Origin of the sequence: Gordonia alkanivorans NBRC 16433 (assembly GCF_000225505.1) — a bacterium.
GTDB lineage: Bacteria > Actinomycetota > Actinomycetes > Mycobacteriales > Mycobacteriaceae > Gordonia > Gordonia alkanivorans.
In genome coordinates this window covers 1-18,186 of sequence record NZ_BACI01000016.1, presented here as the reverse complement: position 1 = coordinate 18,186, position 18,186 = coordinate 1, and the positions used below count along the sequence as shown (strand labels likewise).

Below are 18,186 nucleotides of genomic sequence, written 5' to 3'. Positions count from 1 at the left end.
ACAAGCGAATTCGCTGAACCTGATACCGTTCGCGCAGTAAAGGGTTAGCGTCGGGTATTCGCATATTCCCCGTCAGTTGGCTGGTGATCTCATGACCCTTATCGAGCACAAGGAAGAGGGCCGCGAGGACTTCTCGTCATTGCGGCCGGGAGGTCTCAACTGGGACTCATTTCCGTTGCGTCTCTTCATCAAAGGGAACTCACGGTTTTGGGACCCGATGGCGATCGACTTCTCGCGCGACGCCCAGGACTGGGTGGAGCTGAACGACGAGCAGCGCCGTAGCGCAACCTATCTCGTGAGTCAGTTCATCGCGGGCGAGGAAGCGGTCACCGAGGACATCCAGCCGTTCATGAAGGCGATGGCCACCGAGGGCCGCTTCGGCGACGAGATGTACCTGACCCAGTTCTGCTTCGAAGAGGCCAAGCACACCCAGGTCTTCCGCATGTGGATGGACTCGGTCGGCCTGCGGGGAGACCTTCAGGCCTTCGTGTCCGAGAACCCCTTCTATCGCCGTTTGTTCTACGAGGAGTTGCCGGAGTCTCTGCACGCCCTGGAACACGACGCGTCGCCGCGCAACCAGATCCGCGCCAGTGTCACCTACAACCACGTCATCGAGGGCAGCCTGGCGCTGACCGGGTATCACGCCTGGCAGAAGGTGTGCACCCGCTTCGACATCTTCCCCGGCATGCAGAAGCTGATCCGCTTCATCAGCGACGACGAGCGGCGCCACATGGCGTGGGGCACCTTCACCTGCCGCCGCCACGTCGCCGCCGACGACTCGCTGTGGGCCACCGTCGGCGAGCGGATGGACGAACTGCTCCCCCTGGCGCTCGGCATGATCGACTGGGTCAACCAGCAGTTCGACGAACAACCCTTCGGCCTCGACAACAACGAGTTCCTCACCTACGCCGCCGATCGCGCCCAACGCCGACTCTCCGCGATCGAATCCGCCCGCGGCCGCTCGGTCGCCGACATCGACGTCGACTACTCCCCCGAGGTTCTCGAAGACGCCATGGGCGAGGACGACGCGGCGCGGTTGCAGATGTAGGTCACGTCCCTCCGCCAAGGACCTCGACGCCGTGGTGATTTCCGTCCCTCTCAGCGTGGTTCGAGGGCAATGTGCCCTCGGACGGCGCTCAGGGGGCCGGAATTGCGAGCCGACCGCCCGTCACGACGGGTCCAGGTCGATGATCTGATCGCTCCGCGCGCCGACGAGCCGACGCTGGTGGCTGACCAGGACCATTCCCGCACCGTCGTCGACCAGCTCCTGAAGTAGTCCGATCACCGCCCGCGCCGAGATGGGATCGAGCATCGCGGTCGGTTCGTCGCACAGCACGAACCGTGGAGCCTGCACCAGCAGGCGGCCGACGCAGGCGCGCTGGAGCTGACCGTCGGAGACCTGTGACGGGAAGCGGTCGAGCAGAGCGGGGTCGAGGCCCACGCGGCCGGCGATCGCCTCGACGTCACAGTTCCGTCGCACGATCGCGGCGGGTTCGGCAACGATCCGTCGCAACGTCCATCGTGGGTTCGCGACCACGCGGGGATGCTGCGCGAGTAACCCGATGTTCCCCGGGCGTGGGTCCACACCGCGCTGCTCCACGCTGCCTGCTGCGGGCTCGGCGAGACCGGCGAGGATGCGCAGCAGCGTCGTCTTACCGGTTCCCGACCGTCCAACGACGCCGGTGATCGATCCTGCGTGCGCCGCGATGTCGAGGCCGGTGAACACCTCACGATCGCCGAAACTCGCGGTCAGGCCGCTGCCGACGAGCGTCGCCGTCATGAGACCGGCTCGAAGAAGGCGGCGACGTACTCGTCATCGGACGTAGCGAGGTCGGCGGCTGGGCGATGCTCGACGACCCGGCCGGCGCGCATGACCGCGACCCCGGCCAACCCCTCGCCCCCTGAACGAACCCCCACCCTTGCGGCGACACCCAACCCCTCGCCCCCTGAGGAGCGTCCGGAGCTTGCGGAGGACGCGTCACGAAGGCCCCCCCTCAGCGTCTCCGTGTCATGGGTGATCACCAGTACTGCGGCTCCGCGTCGGGCGGTAGCCGCCAGGAGGTCCCAGATGGCGGCGGCGAGTTCGGGGTCCAGAGCGGAGGTCGGCTCGTCGGCGACCAGCACCTGCGGATCGCCGGCCAGGGCTGCGGCGATGGCGGCACGCTGCGCCATACCGCCGGACAGTTCGTGGGGGTACAGCTCCAACGCATCGGGATCGAGATGGACAGCGTGACACAGCTCGACGGCGTCGCGCGCGCCGTCAAGGCCGGCGATCACCTCGTGGAGCTGAGAGCCGAGCGTGCGCACCGGCGTGAACGACGTCGCCGCCGACTGGGGGACCAACCCGACCCGGCGACCACGCAGTTCTCGCCAGCGTGGGTCGCGTCCACTGATCTCCTCCCCGCTGAAAGAGTCGTCGCCCAACGAGAGTCGCCCCGTCACGCTCGACCCAGGTGGGAGCAGTCCGCAAAGCGAGGCCGCGACCATCGACTTCCCGCAACCCGACTCGCCGACGAGCGCCGTCATCGACCCGGCAGGCAGTTCCAGGGTCACGTCGTCGAGTACCCGTACCCGTTCGCGGCGTCGGACTGCGACGTCGACGGTCACCCCGTCGAGACGAGCGCTCAACGCCACACCTCCCCGCTCGGCGGCAGCGTGGCCCGACGCAGCGAGGCCGCAGCGCCCGAGCACGCGAGCGCGGTGACGATGAGCGCCACACCGGGTACCACCAGCGTCCACCAGGCGCCGGTGATGACGTCGCCGCGGGCCTGCCCGAGGAGCGTGCCCAGGCTCGCAGCGTCCGGAGAGAGGCCGACGCCGAGGAACGACAGCGTCGTCTCATGCCACACCGCGTGCGGGAGAAGCACCGTCATCGCCACCAGCACCTGGCCCGACACCGCAGGCAGGAGGTGGCGGGTCGCGACGAACGTCCGCGACGCCCCGGCGAGCCGGGCGGTCTCCACCCACCCCGCTGAGGTCGCCTCGAGCAGTTCGGCGCGAACCACCCGTGCCACGGCCGGCCAGTGGGTCAGCGCGATCGAGGCGATGATCGCAACGGGCTCGCCGCGCCACATCGCGGCGATCACCACGCCGACGACGAGGTGCGGTAACGCGTTGACGCCGTCGACGACGCGCATCACGATCGCGTCGACCCACCCCCCGGCCGTCACCGACGCGATGCCGATCGTCACGCCGAGGAGCGTGGCCAGGACCGCGCACGCCAGCGCGATCAGCAACGAGATCCGCAGGCCCTCTGCGGTGCGCACCCCGAGGTCGTACCCGGAATGGTCGGTGCCGAGCAGTGCACCGTCGCCGGGGGCGCGCAACGCCTGCGCGAAGTCGGCGGTCTGGTCTCCCGCGATGAGCGGCCATCCGACCGCGAGCACTCCGATGACGGCGAGAACAATCCACGGGGCGGCAGTCTTGATCCGGTCGGCCGCTGTGGCCCAACGGTTCTCGTCGCGCAACGCCGGCTGGAAGACCGCGGTCATGCCCGTAACCCGATCCGTGGGTCAATCCACACCGCGGCCGCATCCGACAATGCCGATCCGATCAGGACGAGGACAACCGATCCGACGGCCAACGGCGCGAGAAGTGAGAAGTCGAGTGCCACTGCCGAATCGACCAGTGCCTCGGCGAGACCCGGCCAGCCGAAGACGGTTTCGACGATCGCGGCGCCCGCGATGAGTTCGGGCGACCGTGTCCCGAGCAGGGCCAGCGTGGGCAACACCGACACCGGAACGACGTGCCCGCGCAGCAAGGTCCATCCGCCCACACCTCGGGCACGGGCGCCCCGGACCGCGTCGGAAGCGGCCGCGTCGACGACCGCCGAGCGCATCGTCAACAGCAGCCACGGGATCATCGAGATCGTCAGCGCCAGATAGGGCAACACCGCGTGCGTGATCAGTCCGTCGAACGAATAGTCGTCACCCGGTCGTCGTGCGCCCGACGTCGGGAACCACCCGAGCCCCACCGCGAATGCGCTGACCAGCACGAGGGACACCACGAACGGCGGGGTGGCGGCGAGTATCGCGGCGAGCGCCGTGCAGGCGCGGTCGAGGAGCCCACCACGCCGCATGCCGATGACCGCGCCGAGAGCGATGGCGACGGCCGCGGCAGACAGCAACGCCGCCAATGACATTCCGAGGGTGAACGGGAGCCCTTGGCCGATCACGTCCGCCACCGACTGGCGCATGGTCGACGACCACCCCAGGTCCCCCTGGAACACCGCGACCCACCACTTCCACCAGGCCGCGAACCAGTGGTCATCGAGTCCGTATGCCTGCGTCACGGCACCCCGCTGCGCCTGCGTCGCCGACTGGTAATTGTCGCCGAGGTGCGCCGTCAGCGGATCGAACGGCGAGGCCGCGGCGACCGCGAACACCCCCAGCGACACGAGAAGCACCGTGGGGATCATCACCAGGATTCGACGTCCGAGGAGTCGAAGGACGGTCCGGGAGCGAGTGGGGCGTCGTGTGTGTTCGACTGTGCCGAAGGGCCTTTCCGGGGCGGGACGCGGGGTACCCGCGACCGGCTCGGTGGCCGCTCGGGTCTGCGTGGTCACGACGTCGGCGTCCAGGACGGCAGATTCCACCACGGCCCCCACGTCACGCCGTGCGAGTGGGGTTCGAGAATCGGCGCATCATGCGACCATCCGACACTCCTCGCGACATAGGCGTGGTGAACGAAGGCGAGGAAGACCTGCGACGGCCGGGCGGCGTAGACCTGCTGGATGCGACGGTACCGTTCGTCGTTCTCCGGCCCCGCTGCTGATTCGCGTGCCGCGTCCAGCAATTCGTCGAGACCGGGTGCCGTGAAGTTCCCGGGGTTGGAGTAGGGCGAGGAGCCCGGCACACGGGTGTGCAGGGCGTCGTAGACCTGGGCGTCAATGCTGTACGGGGTCGCGCCACCGCCGAGAAGCACACCCGCCGTGTCCATCTTGGTGACGATCTCGTCCCAGCTGGTGCCCCGCGTCAGCACCTCGACCCCGATCCTCTTCATCGACGCCGCGAACGCCACCGCCAGATCACGACGCAGGGTGTCCTCGGCGTTGTAGAGGAGCACGAAGGATGCGCGAACACCGTCGCGGACACGCACGCCATCGGGCCCGGGCCGCCAGCCTGCATCGTCGAGGATCGACGCGGCTCGTGACCGGTTGTAGGCGAACTGGGCGTCGGAATCGTAGGCGTCTCCATAGACTTTCGCGATCGGCGTGCTGGCCGGCTCACCCTTGCCGACGAGGACGTCATCCACGATCGCCGATCGATCGACGCCGACGTTCATCGCCAGCCGCGCGGAAGGATCTGCGGTGAAGGCGTTCTCGGACGGCAACGACACGCCCCGCCAGTCCGCCGACGCCACCACGGCGACGTCGACACCGGGCCGATCGACGAACCCGTCGGCGAGTCGCGGCGGGAGGCTCGCCCCGTCGGCCTCGCCGGCCTGCACCCGCTGCGCACGGGAATTGTCCTCGGAGACATGTGTGTAGACGATCTTGCGCAGCGCGGGCGGCTCCGGACGGTCGTCGCGGGCGACGAGGACCGCCTGGTCGGGGTCGAGGGATTCTAGGCGATACGGGCCTGTCCCGACTGGTTCGGTGTTGAGCGCCCACCGCGCGGCGGGCACCGTCTCCACCTTCTCCGACGGGACGATGCCCAGCAGCAGGTACGGCGAGGGATCGGCGTCGGTGTTCATGGTCAGCCTGATCGCCTGCGGCCCGTCGGATTCGACGGTGACAATCGGGGCGAAGTCGGTCGAGATGCTCGACGCGACCTTCGGGTCGACAGCGGCGCGATAGGTCGCGACCACGTCGGCCGAGTCGAAGGCACTGCCGTCGGAGAAGGTGACGCCGTCCTTGAGCGGCATCCGCCACGTGCGCGGTGCGACGCGTTCGGGCTTCGACGCGGCCAGCGCCGGTACGAGATCGGGGATGCGGTCGTCGCCGTCGGCGGCCGGCACCAACAGTCCGTCGTAGATCGGCGACACCCCGGACTGCCCGTAGCCGAGCATCGGGTTGAACTGTCCGAGCTCCTGGCTTTCGGCGAGCACGATCTGATCCGACTCCGGAGAGCCTTGCCCATCGGCGCATCCCGCGAGAACGAATCCGGCGAGCAGCGTCGTGGCAACCGACACGGTCACCGGTCGTCCGCGGCGTCCGAGGGACCGGCGGCCTACACGTGTCGTCACAGACATATGTTCTCCCAGACATACGACTGTCGCCACTCGACCCCGGCGATCTCGACCGGTGGTGTAATTCGTGGGGCGGGACGAGCAGAGGAGGCTCCAGTGACCGATTTCGACGCGGACTCATGGGCGGCACGTTTCACACTGCTCAGCGACCCGACGCGACTGCGGCTCGTCGCCGAGATGCACGCCCACCCCGGCTCCACCGTCGCCGAACTCGCCGCCTCCATCGGCATCACCGAGAACGCGGCCTCGCAGTCGATCCGCGCCCTCCGCGATCAGGGCTGGGTCCGGTCGGAGAAGGTCGGCCGGAGGGTCCACTACGAGGTCGTCGGCGACGCGATCGTGCACCGCATCCTCCACGACATCATCGGAGTGGGTCACATCACCCCAGTTCACAGGCACGATCACGCACACCCGTGACAACGGATTAGAACACGTTCTAGTCTATTCGCGTGGATGTCTCCTTCGATGCGACCAAACGGGAACTGACGACCGACCAGGGCACCCTGCGCTACCACGAGGCGGGTGACGCCGACGCGCCGCCACTGATCCTGCTGCACGGGTCGGGTCCCGGTGTCACCGGTTGGCGCAACTACCGGGGCAACCTCGGGCACTTCGCGCAAACGCACCACTGCTACGTGATCGAATTCCCCGGCTTCGGCGTCAGCGATGCGGTCGAGGGTCACCCGGTCCTCACCGCCAGCGGCTCGGTCATCCGGTTCATGGATGCGCTCGGCATCGACAAGGCCCCGATGATCGGCAACTCGATGGGCGGCGTCGTCGGCGTCAACCTGGCGATCAAGAAGCCCGACCGCGTCGAGAAGCTCGTCACCATCGGCGGCGTGGGCCCGAATGTGTTCAGCCCCAGCCCGAGCGAGGGCCTGCGACTCCTGCAGGAGTTCACCGACGCCCCCGACAAGGACAAGCTCGTCCGCTGGCTGAACTCGATGGTCTTCGACCGTTCCCTGGTCACCGAGGAACTCATCGCGGAACGATGGGAAGCCGCCATCAACCCCGACGCCCAGAAGACCGCCCAGATGATGTACGGCTCTGCGGCTTTCGAGATGCAGCAGCAGTTCATGGCCGCCTCCGACACCCCGCCGTACTGGGCGTCGATGCACAAGGTCGCCTGCCCGACACTGCTTACATGGGGCCGCGACGACCGCGTCAGCCCGCCCGACATGGCGATGGTCCCCATGCGTCTCATCCCCGACGCCGAGCTCCACATCTTCCCGAAGTGCGGCCACTGGGTGATGATCGAGGCCAAGGAGGCCTTCGAGGCGACGGTCACTTCCTTCCTGTCCCGCTGACCGCTCGTTCCCGCGGCGCCGTCTCCTCCAACCCGTTCCGTTTCCTTCCGGCTTATCGAGCTCGATAAGCCGGAAGGCAACCGTTCCGCGGGAATGTCTCTGAATAATCCGTTGCCCCGAATCCTCTTCGCTGGCATAGTTCCCGTTCGGCACGAGGACCAGCAGGCCGGAGCGGGGTACCGCGACGTGTTCCTGCGCGTCGGAATCCTGGTGCCTACCTTGATGGCAACGGGTCTTCTCAACCCTTTCAGGTTCGAGTCCTGATCACGGCACCGCTCCCGGGATCACGGGATCGGTCGGTCCTGCGGTCGTGTCGACGGATCGTTCGCGATTCGACGATGCGATCCCACCGGCCGGACCGCCCGCGAGCGGTGTCGCCACCACGTAGACCGACGAGCATTGCGACGCAACGGAAAGGAGGATCGCCATGCTGTTCTACCGCGAGATCACCGTCCCACCGGGTCACACGGTGCTGACCTACCGGGGTACCGAGGTCCGGTCCCTGCCGACCGGTCGTCATCGGATCTCCAAGCCCGATTCGACGGTGACAGTCGACCTGCGCGACCGACTGATCCCTGTTGCGCCGCAGGAGATCCTCACCTCGGATTCGATCTCGATACGTGTCTCGATGTCGTTGCGTGCCCGGGTTGTCGACGCGCGAGCGTTCGTCGAGCGGGCAGCCGATCCGATCGGTGCGGTTTACCTGGCCGCGCAGATCGCACTGCGCCAGGTCTGCGCCGACACCGCGTCGGAGGACCTGATCCGACGCGGTGATGTCGTCGACGTCGGCCCGATCCGCGAGGCGGCGGCCGAGGTCGCCGCAACCGTCGGTGTCGAGGTCCTCGATGCCGTCATCCGCGACATCATCGTGCCGTCGGAGATCCGAAGTGCCGCACTCGAGGTGGTCACCGCGAGGACCCGCGGTCTGGCGAAGCTCGAGGCGGCCCGGGCCGAGACCGCGTCACTGCGGGCACTTGCGAATGCGGGTCGCCTCCTCGACGCGCACCCGGCGCTGGCGCAGCTGCGGCTCGTCGAGTCGGTGCCCTACGGTGCGCGCGTCGTGCTCAGCGTCGGCGGTGCCGAGGTGCCGTCGGCGGACTGAGTTTCGCTCACAATGTCCGTTCCCGCTCACCCATGAAAAGTGAGCGGGAACGGATCGTGTGAGCGATCGCTCAAGCGGGAACCCAATCGCCGCGCGCTGCGTCGTATCTCCATGCCACCCTTCCCCACCGATCGGTTCGGGCTCGTACATCGCGACGCGCACTGCACGCGGGTTTCTCCGACGAGCAACTGTCCGGCGCCGTCACGCGCCGCGAACTCGTACGACTGGTACCGGGTGTCTGGGTTCCCGCCGCCGACCAACCGACCGGCGTGGACTCCCTGGAGAAGCGCCACCGCCTACGTGCCCTGGCGGTCGCAACCTCGGGCCCCTCCGACGGTCATCCACTCAGCCACGTCTCCGCCGCAGCCCTTCACGAGTTACCCATGCTCCATCCGGATCTCAGCCTCGTCCACGTGACCACCGGCCGGGCCTCGGGCGGATCGATCCGCGCCCACCGCCACCTGCATGCCGCGCCATTGGACATCGACGAAGTGGTCGAGGTCGACGACATGCGGGTCACCTCCATCGAACGTACCGCCGTCGACGTCGCGACCATGGGGAGCTTCGACCAGGCTCTCGTGGTCTTCGACGCCGCACTTCGGATGAGTGCCGATCGGACGGTCATGGCAGATCTGCTCGCGGGCCGTCGACGCCAGAGTGCCCGGAATGCTCGCCGCGCCTTGCCGTTCGCAGACGCCGCCTCCGAAAGTGTCGGCGAGTCCTGGAGCCGCGCGCAGATGATCGACGCGGGACTTCCGACTCCGACGCTGCAGCGCGAGTTCACCGTCGACGGTCAGAAGTACCGTTGCGACTTCGGCTGGGAGGAACTGCTCGTCGGCGAGTTCGACGGCCTCCACAAGTACGGTCGGCTGCGCGGTGCAGACGAATCGGCGACGGATGTCGTGATTCGTGAGAAGCTCCGCGAGGATCGTCTGCGCGCCGAAGGCATCACCGTCGTCCGATGGACGTGGTCGACCCTCGAGGAACGTCGGCTCGTTCCACTGCTTCGACCCTGGCTCAAGAAGTTCGGGCTCCTCGCCGCCTAGTTTCGCTCACTGAATCCGTTCCCGCTCACCGTTGAAGGGTGAGCGGGAACGGAATGAATGAGCGAACGCAAGAACCCCGACCGGAACGAATCCGGCCGGGGCTCTTGATGTCTGCTGGTCACCCAGCGAGAGCCTTACTTGGCAGCGAGGTTCTCGTTGGTCAGCTTGGTGACACCCTGCTCAGCCTTCTCGACGAGCGAGGCCGGCGGCTCGAAGTGCTTGCCGTACTTGGCGGCGAGTTCCTTGGCACGCGCGACGAAGCCGGGTACGCCACCCTCGTAACCGTTGATGTACTGGATGACACCACCGGTCCAGGCCGGGAAGCCGATGCCGAAGATCGAGCCGATGTTGGCGTCCTCGACGGAGGTGAGCACACCCTCGTCGAAGCACTTGACGGTCTCGAGAGACTCGGCGAAGAGCATACGCTCCTTCATGTCCTCGAGCGGGATCTCCTTGGAGCCCGAGTTGAACTGCTCACGCAGGCCCGGCCAGAGCTGGGTGCGCTTGCCGTTCTCGTCGTAGTCGTAGAAGCCCTTGCCGTCCTTCTTGGCGGTGCGGCCGTTCTCGACCATCCAGTCGACGACGGCGTTCGAGCCGTGCTGCGGGACGTCCTTGCCCTCGGCCTTGAGCGCTGCCTCGGTCTCCTTGCGGATCTTCTGCGGCAGGGTCAGGGTCAGCTCGTCCATGAGCTGCAGCGGCGCGGCCGGGTAACCGGCCTGGGTGCCCGCGTGCTCGATGAACGCCGGTTCGACGCCCTCGCCGACGGCCGCGATGGCCTCGTTGACGAAGGTGCCGATGACGCGGCTGGTGAAGAAGCCACGGCTGTCGTTGACGACGATCGGGGTCTTGCGGATCTGCAGGGTGTAGTCAATGACCTTGGCCAGCACGGCATCCGAGGTCTTCTCACCCTTGATGATCTCGACCAGCGGCATCTTGTCGACCGGCGAGAAGAAGTGGATACCGATGAAGTCCTCGGACCGCTTCACACCCTCGGCGAGGATGGTGATCGGCAGGGTCGAGGTGTTGGAACCCAAGACGGCGTCGGGCTCGACGATGTCCTCGATCTCCTGGAACACCTTGTGCTTGACCTCGACCGACTCGAACGCGGCCTCGATGACGAGGTCGACGCCCTTGAAGTCCTGCGGGTCGACGGTCGGGTGGATGCGGGCGAGGAGCGCGTCGCTCTTCTCCTGCGTGGTCTTGCCCTTGGCGAGAGCCTTCGCCTCGAGCTTCTCCGAGTAACCCTTGCCGCGCTTGGCAGCTTCGAGGTCGATGTCCTTGAGGACGACCTCGATGCCGGCCTTGGCCGAGACGTACGCGATGGCCGCGCCCATCATGCCGGCGCCGATGACGCCGACCTTCTTGGCGGTGTACTTGTCGTAGCCATCGGGGCGCGAGCCGCCACCGTTGATGTGCTGCAGGTCGAAGAAGAACGCCTTGATCATGTTCTGCGCGACCTGGCCGGTGACCAGCGAGACGAAGTAGCGGGTCTCGATGATGTCGGCGGTGTCGACGTCGACGTAGGCACCCTCGACGGCTGCGGCCAGGATGGCGCGCGGAGCCGGCATGTTGGCACCCTTGATCTGCTTGCGCAGCAGGGCCGGCAGAGCCGGGAGGTTCGCGGCGAAGGCCGGGTTGGTGGGAGCACCGCCCGGGATCTTGTAGCCCTTGACGTCGAACGGCTGCTGGGCCTCGGGGTTCTCCTTGATCCATGCCTTGGCGGCGGGGATCAGTTCCTCGATGGAGCCGACGACCTCGTTGACCAGGCCGGTCTCCTTGGCCTTGGTCGGGTTGAAGCGCTGGCCCTGGAGCAGAACACCCATGAGGGCGTTCTGGATGCCGAGCAGGCGGACGGTACGGACGACGCCGCCGCCACCGGGGAGCAGACCGAGGGTGGCCTCGGGCAGACCGATCTGGACACCCTTGACGTCCGCGGCGATGCGGTAGTGGGTGTGCAGCGCGATCTCCAGGCCGCCACCGAGTGCAGCACCGTTGATGGCCGCGACGACGGGCTTGCCCAGGGTCTCGAGACGACGCAGCACCTTCTTCATGGCGTTGGTGGTCTCGGTGATCTGGGTGGCGATCTCGGCCTTGGAGACGTTCGAGCGGTCGCTCGTCATGTCCTTGAGGTCGCCGCCGGCGAAGAAGGTCTTCTTCGCCGAGGTCAGGACGACACCGGTGATGTCGTCCTTCTCCGCCTCCAGGCGGTCGACGGTCGCTGCCATCGACTCCTGGTACAGCGCGTTCATCGTGTTGGCGCCCTGGTTGGGGTCGTCCATGGTGAGGATGACGACGCCGTCGGCGTCCTTCTCCCAGTTGATCATGTTGTCACTCATGGTGTTTCAGAAGTTCTTTCTGTGAAGGTCAGAGACGCTCGATGATGGTCGCGACGCCCATGCCGCCACCGATGCAGAGGGTGATCAGGCCGTAGCGGCCGCCGGTGCGCTCGAGCTCGTCGAGGCAGGTGCCGTAGATCATCGCGCCGGTCGCACCGAGCGGGTGCCCCATGGCGATGGCGCCACCGTTGACGTTGACCTTCTCGTGCGGGATCTTCAGATCCTTCATCCACTTCATGACGACCGAGGCGAAGGCCTCGTTCAGCTCGAAGACGTCGATGTCGTCGACAGTCAGGCCGGCCTTCTTCAGCGCCAGCTCGGTGGCCGGCGTGGGGCCGGTCAGCATGATGGTGGGCTCGGAGCCGACCTCGGCGAAAGCGACGACGCGGCCGCGCGGGGTCAGGCCGTTGCGCTTGCCGGCCTCCTCGCTACCGATGAGCACGAGGCCCGAACCGTCGACGATGCCGGAGCTGTTGCCACCGGTGTGGACGTGGTTGATCTTCTCGACGCTCGGGTACTTCTGCAGCGCGACGTCGTCGAAGCCGGCCATGTCGGCGAGGGCGGCGAAGGCGGCCTTCAGCTTGCCGAGGCTCTCGACGGTCGAACCCGGACGACGGTGCTCGTCGTGGTCGAGGATGGTGACGCCGTTGATGTCCTTGACGGGCACGACGGACTTGGCGAAGTAGCCACTGGTCCAAGCCTTCTCGGCGCGAGCCTGCGACTCGGCGGCGTAGGCGTCGACGTCCTCGCGCGAGAAGCCCTCGATGGTGGCGATCAGGTCGGCGCCGATGCCCTGCGGGACGATGTAGTGGTCGTAGGCGGTGGCGGGGTCGGTGAAGAGTGCGCCGCCGTCGCTGCCCATCGGGACGCGCGACATCGACTCGACGCCACCGGCGAGAACCAGGTCGTCGAAGCCGGAGGCGACCTTGGCCGCGGCGAGGTTGGTGGCTTCCAGGCCGGAGGCGCAGAAGCGGTTGATCTGGGTGCCCGGAACGGTCTCCGGGAGGCCGCTGTTGAGGGCGGCGGTACGTGCGATGACCGCGCCCTGCTCGCCGACCGGCGAGACGACACCGAGGATGACGTCGTTGACGTCGGCGGGATCGAGGCCGCCGTGGCGGGCCAGAACCTCGTCGATCAGACCCGAGACCAGGTCGACCGGCTTGACGCTGTGCAGCGCACCGCCGCGCTGCTTGCCACGAGGCGTGCGGATCGCCTCGTAGATGAATGCTTGATCAGGCACGAAAGTGTTCCTTTCACACGAACCACCAGTTGGTTACTCACCGAGGCTAACGCGGAATCACTTATTTGGCTATACCCCGTGCTCAGCCGGTCTGGATCTCCGCCGAATGTGCGCTATGGTCTGTTCACCATGCCTGACCGAAAGACGACCCGCACCAAGGGCGCCGACCGCAAACGACAGCTCGTCGACTCCGCGGCGTCGCTCTTCGTCCAGCGCGGCTACGCGCGGGTGTCGGTCGCCGACATCGCCCGTTCGGCGGGCGTCACCGCCCCGTCGGTCTACCGGCATTTCGACGACAAGCAGTCACTCCTCGCCGCGGCTGTCCTCGCCGGTGTCGACGACCTCGAAGCGTGCACCGACCGCGTCCTCCGCGACGGCAACGACGCGGTGACGCTGATATCGACCGTGTGCGCGCTTGCCGTCGAGAGTCCGCAGACGGCCTCGCTCTGGCGCTGGACGAGCAACTACCTGACCGTCGAGCAGAACAAGCAGGTCGCGCTGCGCATTCGCGAGGTGATCGGACAGTGGGCGGCGGCGATCCTCACCGGACGCGACGACCTGACCGAACGCGAGGCGGTCCAGTTGGCGTGGGCGATACTGAGTGTCAGCGGCAGTTTGACCGTCCATCACACGCGAATGTCGAGCGCCCGCGCCCAGGAGGAGATCGAAAAGCTGGTCCGACGCCTGCTGACCCTGAGTCCGGCGACCGCACCGACCCTCGACACCGCACCGGTGATATCCGGTGTCACACGGTCGCGTCGCGACGAGATCCTCGACGCCGCGGCCGCCCTGTTCGCCGACCGCGGTTACTCCGATGTCGGCGTCGACGAGATCGGACGGGCCGTCGGAATCGCCGGACCCAGTGTGTACAAACACTTTCCGTCGAAGATGGCGATCCTGGTAGCCATCGGTTATCGCAGCGGCGCGCGCCTGGACGCCGGAGTGATGGCGGCGTACGGCGCAACCGACGACCCGGCGAAGCTCCTGGCGGCACTCGTCGACTCTTATGTCGACGTCATCACCAGCACGCCCGACCTCTCGGTCAGCTTCAACAACTCGTCCGTGCTCGCCGGGCAACCCGGCGCCACCGACCTCCTCGACATCCAGCGGCGCTACGTCGCGCGGTGGATCGATCTGCTCGTCGAGGTGGATCCTTCGCTCAAGCGCGACCAGGGCGCGGTCGCCGTACACGCGGCGCTGTCGGTCGTCAACGACGCCGTGCGGATGCGCCGAGGAGCACAGAGCCCGCAGTTCGCCGCTCGAATGGCCTATCTGATGAAGGGCGTGCTGGCGATCTGACTGCCCTGGCGCCGTTGCGCTCCCCAACGGCCCGGCAGTGCGAGACACTTTCTGCATGCCGGAAGACGCCCCCTCCCTCACCGCCGACGATGCCAACGAACCCCGCTACACGCGCGACGAACTGATCGCCGAGCTCGGCATCGAATCGGATTTCGCCGAGAAGGCCTGGAATGCTTTCGGTTTCGTGCGACGCTCGACCAACGACAAGGTCGCCACCGAGAGTGACGTCGCCGCGCTGCGCATGTTCGCCGCGTCGTCGGCGGCGATGCCGGAGTCGACTCAGATCGCGATGGCACGAGCGATCGGCCAGACCATGTCGCGTCTGGCCGACTGGGAGGCCGACCAACTTCGCGAGATCGCCGACGACCCCGACATCCCCTGGTCCCTCGAGCAGATGAGTGCCGCGCTGGGCCAGGTCCAGCAGCTCATCTGGCGACGCCACATGGCGCTGGCGCTGGAACGCCACGCCGATCACTCCGCGGATGAACAGTTCGATCTGATCGTCGGATTCGCCGACATCGTCGGGTACACCAGCCTCTCGCGCCGTATCGATCTGGCCGACCTCGAAGCACTTCTCGGGTCTTTCGAGGACGACACCTTCGACGTCGTCGTCGATCATGGCGGTCGCGTGGTCAAGACTCTCGGCGACGCGGTGATGTTCACCTTCGAGGATGCTCATGCCGCGGCGGCAGCAGCGATCCGAATCCACGAACTGTCCGAGAACGATCACGTCCCGCCGCTCCGCGTCGGACTCGCCCGCGGCCCGGTACTGACCAGGCTCGGCGACGTCTTCGGCGAACCCGTCAATATCGCCTCCCGGCTGGCGAGTTCGGCCCGGCCCGGCACCACTCTCATCGATGACACCATCGCCGACGAGATCAGCGCCGACGACCGGTTCTACCTCAAATCGATGCCCTCCCTGCGAGTCCGGGGATACAAGCACCTCAAGGCGCGCGTGCTCGAAACCCATCGCGACGGGCCGCTCAACGACTGACCGGCGAACCTCAACTCGACCGGCAGATTTCGATCGAGGTCTGGGGGTCGAGTTGAGGTTCGCCGGTGGGCTGTGGACATAGATCTGAAGGCCGCGACCTGCCGAACTAGGGTGGCGACCGAACATCTATGGTGGTCTGCGGCATCAAAAGGGGGATTTGTGTCGGACTTGGTTGTTGACCCGTCAGCGCTCGACACCGCAGCGTCGGATGTCTCGAACTGCGCGTCGCGACTGATGGCGCTCGAGCTGTCCTCGTATGCGGGCTTGGAGGGGACGTCTTCGACGTTCAGCGAACTGGCCGGCAACTTCAAAGGCGCGACCGCCGACATGTCAGTGGTGGCCGCCACCGCAGACGAGCACATCGCCACATCCCTGGCTAACCTGTCCGGCGCAGTCGCCGCGTTCTCCGAACTGGTGGTCGACGCCAAGGAGACCACCGTGGCAACGGACGGTCAGAGCGCCGGTCATATCCGAGACGCCGTTCCGTATCCCACGCGTCAGGGTGACCAGAAGAATCACGTCGTCCCACTCAGCATCCTGTTGTCGGTGCAGTAAAACTCATGCCTCCGAGTTATAGCGAGGTGACCTCTTGGAAACCAGAGGTCATGACACAAATCGCGTTCGGCATTGTTCGGCTCCAGGCACACCTGGAGGTCGAAGCGCCGAAGGCAGGCAACCCGGTCCTGAATCTGACAGGCGCGCAATGGCACGGGGAGGCGAGAACGCCGGCCGATAATCGCGCCGCTGGACTCACGAGCTGGATCAGGAACACCGCCGACGAATACGGCGACCTCGCGGCCGCACTGCGGACGGGCGCAGCCGACATCCGCGGCACCATCACCGCGCTCGAGAACCGCACCATCCTCGCAGACGGGGATGGTTACATCCTCGACTGAGGAAGCCGCAGCTACACAGTGAACTTCGATCAGGCGCGCGCGCCTGAAGGTGCAGAGTACGACGCCGGGCTTGCGTACGAGCACCACGCCGCTCTCATCCGCCTCGGAACTGCGGCTGACGACACCGTGACAGCGACCCGGGATGCTATTAATGGCGCACTCGGCGAGATCGGCGCCATAACGCCACCGTCTGTGGCCTCGAACCGAGGACTCATCGACCCCAACCTCGCGGAAAGCGATGCCAAAGCGGTCCGCGATGGCACGGCCACCCCCGAACAACGCGGACGTTTCGAGCGCATGATGGCGCTGACGCCGCAACAGTTGGAGGACCTAAGAGCGGGCAGACTGAGTGGACTGGACCCGTCCCGAATCGAGTACATCAAGACCGCTCTCGGGCTCGAAGGTGATCTATCCGGGCCAGCGGCGACCGCGGCTATCTCCGCCATTCAGCGACGAGGAGAGGACATCGCCGAGGCCTACCGCCGGACGAGGCGGTCAGTCGGTCAAGCGGGAATGGGTCCAGACGACGTCGCACGCATGAACTCTCTCGGCAAGTCGATGGCCAAAGGCTCATTCTTCCTCGGGTTGGGGGTGACGGTTTACGACGAATGGAGCAAGTACGATCGCGACGAGCAAGATGGTGGCGACGCTGTTACCGCCGTGGTCGGAGCGGTCGGCGGCGGAGCGATCGGAGGGGCGGCAGCAGGCGCCGTGGTGGGCTCGTTTGCCGGTCCTGTCGGCACGGCAATCGGAGCCGGAATCGGAGCCGCCATCGGCAGCAAAGCCGGATCCGACGCAATGAAAGTCGTGAAAGGTTGGTTCGATTGATGGCGCGACATGCTGACTCTGGTGACGGCGACCCGAAATCTCTGCCGCCGTGGAAACCTCGGTCTCAAGACAAAAGTCTGCGACGAAGGCTGTCCACCAGCCTGTCCGACAGTACAACCAGTTTCATGTTCTGGACACCCCTGGCGTGCCTGCCGTCCGGCCTCACTTTCTTCTTAGGACTGATGTGTGGAGGTGCGATATCAAACTGATCTGTGAAGGGGCGGCAAACTCGTGATCGCGGCGCCCGAGTACGCAATCGCCAACTTCGCGGCCACGGCCGAACTCCGGGCGACGTCGGCTGAGCTGACTTTCAATCCGCCGCCAGCGTGGTACGACCTCGAGACCTCCGCCGCGCACGGTGCGATGGCAAGTCGCGTGTTATTACGCGCAGAGATGCCGCCAGCAATGTTCGTGTCGAACGTGGTTGTTCAGTACTTCACTCTCGGTGACATCGAACCGGTTCGCCTCTCGGTACTCGATACGTCGCTCGATATCACGGCTCTTCCGCATGCCACGGTCATCGGCCACACCGTCGACCGAGACGGATACTTCTGCACAGACGACGGCGTGTACACCGCACAGGACACTGAGTTGCGCGTTCGCCGCGCGCAACTGGCCTACCGGACCCCAACCGGGCAGTCGGCCCTGACAATTTTCACTGCCACGACTACCGTGTCGGCGGCGGAAACAGTCCAATCAGAGATCAGAGAAATGGAAGACCAGTGGTTGACGACGACAATAAATGGCGACAGCTGAGCACCTACTTCACCGGCAAACTGTCGATGTTCATCACCTACCCGATCCTGACCTTCTGCATCGGAATTCTGCTCGGTTACCTGGCGTCGTCTTGACATACCTCTCGTCCCTCGGCGGTTCGCCGGGGACGTATCGACTCGATGAAGTGGCTTTCATCGAGTTCGACCTGGATGCGATGCCATCGGCAGTATGG

At 66.3% G+C, this 18,186-nt stretch carries 19 protein-coding genes; 12 read left to right on the top strand and 7 right to left on the bottom strand.

Annotated features, from left to right (window positions below):
* Positions 1–91: 91 nt before the first annotated feature.
* The gene (locus tag GOALK_RS01815) at positions 92–1,048 is read left to right on the top strand and encodes a R2-like ligand-binding oxidase (protein WP_006357072.1); all 957 of its coding nucleotides are present in this window, start codon (positions 92–94) and stop codon (positions 1,046–1,048) included.
* Between the two features lie 120 nt (positions 1,049–1,168).
* Here GOALK_RS01815 and GOALK_RS01810 read toward each other — a convergent pair whose 3' ends face one another.
* The 5 genes from GOALK_RS01810 to GOALK_RS01790 are packed head-to-tail and all read right to left on the bottom strand — an operon-like array spanning position 1,169 to position 6,192.
* Entirely contained in the window at positions 1,169–1,780 is a 612-nt protein-coding gene (locus GOALK_RS01810) for an ABC transporter ATP-binding protein (protein ID WP_006357071.1), read from the bottom strand.
* Positions 1,777–2,628 (bottom strand): ATP-binding cassette domain-containing protein, encoded by an 852-nt coding sequence (locus tag GOALK_RS01805; RefSeq protein WP_006357070.1) that lies wholly within the window; start codon positions 2,626–2,628, stop codon positions 1,777–1,779. Before GOALK_RS01805 ends, GOALK_RS01810 begins: the two co-directional genes overlap by 4 nt.
* Positions 2,625–3,491: an ABC transporter permease gene (locus GOALK_RS01800; protein ID WP_006357069.1), complete on the bottom strand. Its 867-nt coding sequence runs from the start codon at positions 3,489–3,491 to the stop codon at positions 2,625–2,627. Before GOALK_RS01800 ends, GOALK_RS01805 begins: the two co-directional genes overlap by 4 nt.
* A complete protein-coding gene (locus GOALK_RS01795) occupies positions 3,488–4,606 on the bottom strand; it encodes an ABC transporter permease (protein ID WP_006357068.1) in 1,119 nt (372 codons plus the stop codon). The genes GOALK_RS01800 and GOALK_RS01795 overlap by 4 nt, the downstream gene beginning before the upstream one ends.
* Entirely contained in the window at positions 4,561–6,192 is a 1,632-nt protein-coding gene (locus GOALK_RS01790) for an ABC transporter substrate-binding protein (protein ID WP_155225628.1), read from the bottom strand. The genes GOALK_RS01795 and GOALK_RS01790 overlap by 46 nt, the downstream gene beginning before the upstream one ends.
* 93 nt (positions 6,193–6,285) lie before the next feature.
* Here GOALK_RS01790 and GOALK_RS01785 point away from each other — a divergent pair, with 93 nt between their 5' ends.
* The 4 genes from GOALK_RS01785 to GOALK_RS01770 all read left to right on the top strand — a co-directional run bounded on the left by GOALK_RS01785 (position 6,286) and on the right by GOALK_RS01770 (position 9,644).
* Entirely contained in the window at positions 6,286–6,606 is a 321-nt protein-coding gene (locus GOALK_RS01785) for an ArsR/SmtB family transcription factor (RefSeq protein ID WP_006357066.1), read from the top strand.
* Between the two features lie 32 nt (positions 6,607–6,638).
* On the top strand, positions 6,639–7,496 hold the full coding sequence (locus tag GOALK_RS01780; protein ID WP_006357065.1) for an alpha/beta fold hydrolase: 858 nt from the start codon (positions 6,639–6,641) through the stop codon (positions 7,494–7,496).
* Between the two features lie 427 nt (positions 7,497–7,923).
* Complete coding sequence (locus GOALK_RS01775; protein ID WP_006357064.1) at positions 7,924–8,598, top strand: slipin family protein; 675 nt, start codon at positions 7,924–7,926, stop codon at positions 8,596–8,598.
* 383 nt (positions 8,599–8,981) lie between these two features.
* Positions 8,982–9,644: a hypothetical protein gene (locus GOALK_RS01770; RefSeq protein ID WP_373278702.1), complete on the top strand. Its 663-nt coding sequence runs from the start codon at positions 8,982–8,984 to the stop codon at positions 9,642–9,644.
* A gap of 134 nt (positions 9,645–9,778) precedes the next feature.
* Here the strand turns inward: GOALK_RS01770 and GOALK_RS01765 are convergent, their stop codons facing one another.
* Complete coding sequence (locus GOALK_RS01765; protein WP_006357062.1) at positions 9,779–11,980, bottom strand: 3-hydroxyacyl-CoA dehydrogenase NAD-binding domain-containing protein; 2,202 nt, start codon at positions 11,978–11,980, stop codon at positions 9,779–9,781.
* A gap of 28 nt (positions 11,981–12,008) precedes the next feature.
* Positions 12,009–13,220, bottom strand: a complete 1,212-nt coding sequence (locus GOALK_RS01760) for an acetyl-CoA C-acetyltransferase (RefSeq protein WP_006357061.1) — start codon at positions 13,218–13,220, stop codon at positions 12,009–12,011.
* A gap of 129 nt (positions 13,221–13,349) precedes the next feature.
* On the opposite strand from GOALK_RS01760, the gene GOALK_RS01755 reads away from it, so the two are divergent.
* The 7 genes from GOALK_RS01755 (at position 13,350) to GOALK_RS24460 (ending at position 18,088) form a co-directional block, all read left to right on the top strand.
* On the top strand, positions 13,350–14,519 hold the full coding sequence (locus tag GOALK_RS01755; protein WP_040003932.1) for a TetR/AcrR family transcriptional regulator: 1,170 nt from the start codon (positions 13,350–13,352) through the stop codon (positions 14,517–14,519).
* A gap of 55 nt (positions 14,520–14,574) precedes the next feature.
* Positions 14,575–15,513: an adenylate/guanylate cyclase domain-containing protein gene (locus tag GOALK_RS01750; protein ID WP_006357059.1), complete on the top strand. Its 939-nt coding sequence runs from the start codon at positions 14,575–14,577 to the stop codon at positions 15,511–15,513.
* Positions 15,514–15,672: 159 nt separating this feature from the next.
* Positions 15,673–16,068, top strand: coding sequence for a hypothetical protein (locus GOALK_RS01745; RefSeq protein ID WP_006357058.1), 396 nt, complete (start codon positions 15,673–15,675; stop codon positions 16,066–16,068).
* A gap of 50 nt (positions 16,069–16,118) precedes the next feature.
* A complete protein-coding gene (locus GOALK_RS24110; protein WP_230461855.1) occupies positions 16,119–16,409 on the top strand; it encodes a hypothetical protein in 291 nt (96 codons plus the stop codon).
* 18 nt (positions 16,410–16,427) lie between these two features.
* On the top strand, positions 16,428–17,237 hold the full coding sequence (locus GOALK_RS01740; protein WP_006357056.1) for a hypothetical protein: 810 nt from the start codon (positions 16,428–16,430) through the stop codon (positions 17,235–17,237).
* 231 nt (positions 17,238–17,468) lie between these two features.
* A complete protein-coding gene (locus GOALK_RS01735; protein WP_006357055.1) occupies positions 17,469–17,993 on the top strand; it encodes a hypothetical protein in 525 nt (174 codons plus the stop codon).
* The gene (locus tag GOALK_RS24460; protein WP_262339053.1) at positions 17,960–18,088 is read left to right on the top strand and encodes a hypothetical protein; all 129 of its coding nucleotides are present in this window, start codon (positions 17,960–17,962) and stop codon (positions 18,086–18,088) included. Before GOALK_RS01735 ends, GOALK_RS24460 begins: the two co-directional genes overlap by 34 nt.
* The last annotated feature ends 98 nt before the right edge of the window (positions 18,089–18,186 follow it).

Coding starts and splice junctions, on each gene's coding strand:
- GOALK_RS01800 (WP_006357069.1), bottom strand. CDS start 3,491: ATGACCGCGGTCTTCCAGCCGGCGTTGCGCGACGAGAACCGTTGGGCC.
- GOALK_RS01750 (WP_006357059.1), top strand. CDS start 14,575: ATGCCGGAAGACGCCCCCTCCCTCACCGCCGACGATGCCAACGAACCC.
- GOALK_RS24110 (WP_230461855.1), top strand. CDS start 16,119: ATGACACAAATCGCGTTCGGCATTGTTCGGCTCCAGGCACACCTGGAG.
- GOALK_RS01810 (WP_006357071.1), bottom strand. CDS start 1,780: ATGACGGCGACGCTCGTCGGCAGCGGCCTGACCGCGAGTTTCGGCGAT.
- GOALK_RS01755 (WP_040003932.1), top strand. CDS start 13,350: ATGCCTGACCGAAAGACGACCCGCACCAAGGGCGCCGACCGCAAACGA.
- GOALK_RS01775 (WP_006357064.1), top strand. CDS start 7,924: ATGCTGTTCTACCGCGAGATCACCGTCCCACCGGGTCACACGGTGCTG.
- GOALK_RS01770 (WP_373278702.1), top strand. CDS start 8,982: ATGCTCCATCCGGATCTCAGCCTCGTCCACGTGACCACCGGCCGGGCC.
- GOALK_RS01790 (WP_155225628.1), bottom strand. CDS start 6,192: ATGTCTGTGACGACACGTGTAGGCCGCCGGTCCCTCGGACGCCGCGGA.
- GOALK_RS01815 (WP_006357072.1), top strand. CDS start 92: ATGACCCTTATCGAGCACAAGGAAGAGGGCCGCGAGGACTTCTCGTCA.
- GOALK_RS01765 (WP_006357062.1), bottom strand. CDS start 11,980: ATGAGTGACAACATGATCAACTGGGAGAAGGACGCCGACGGCGTCGTC.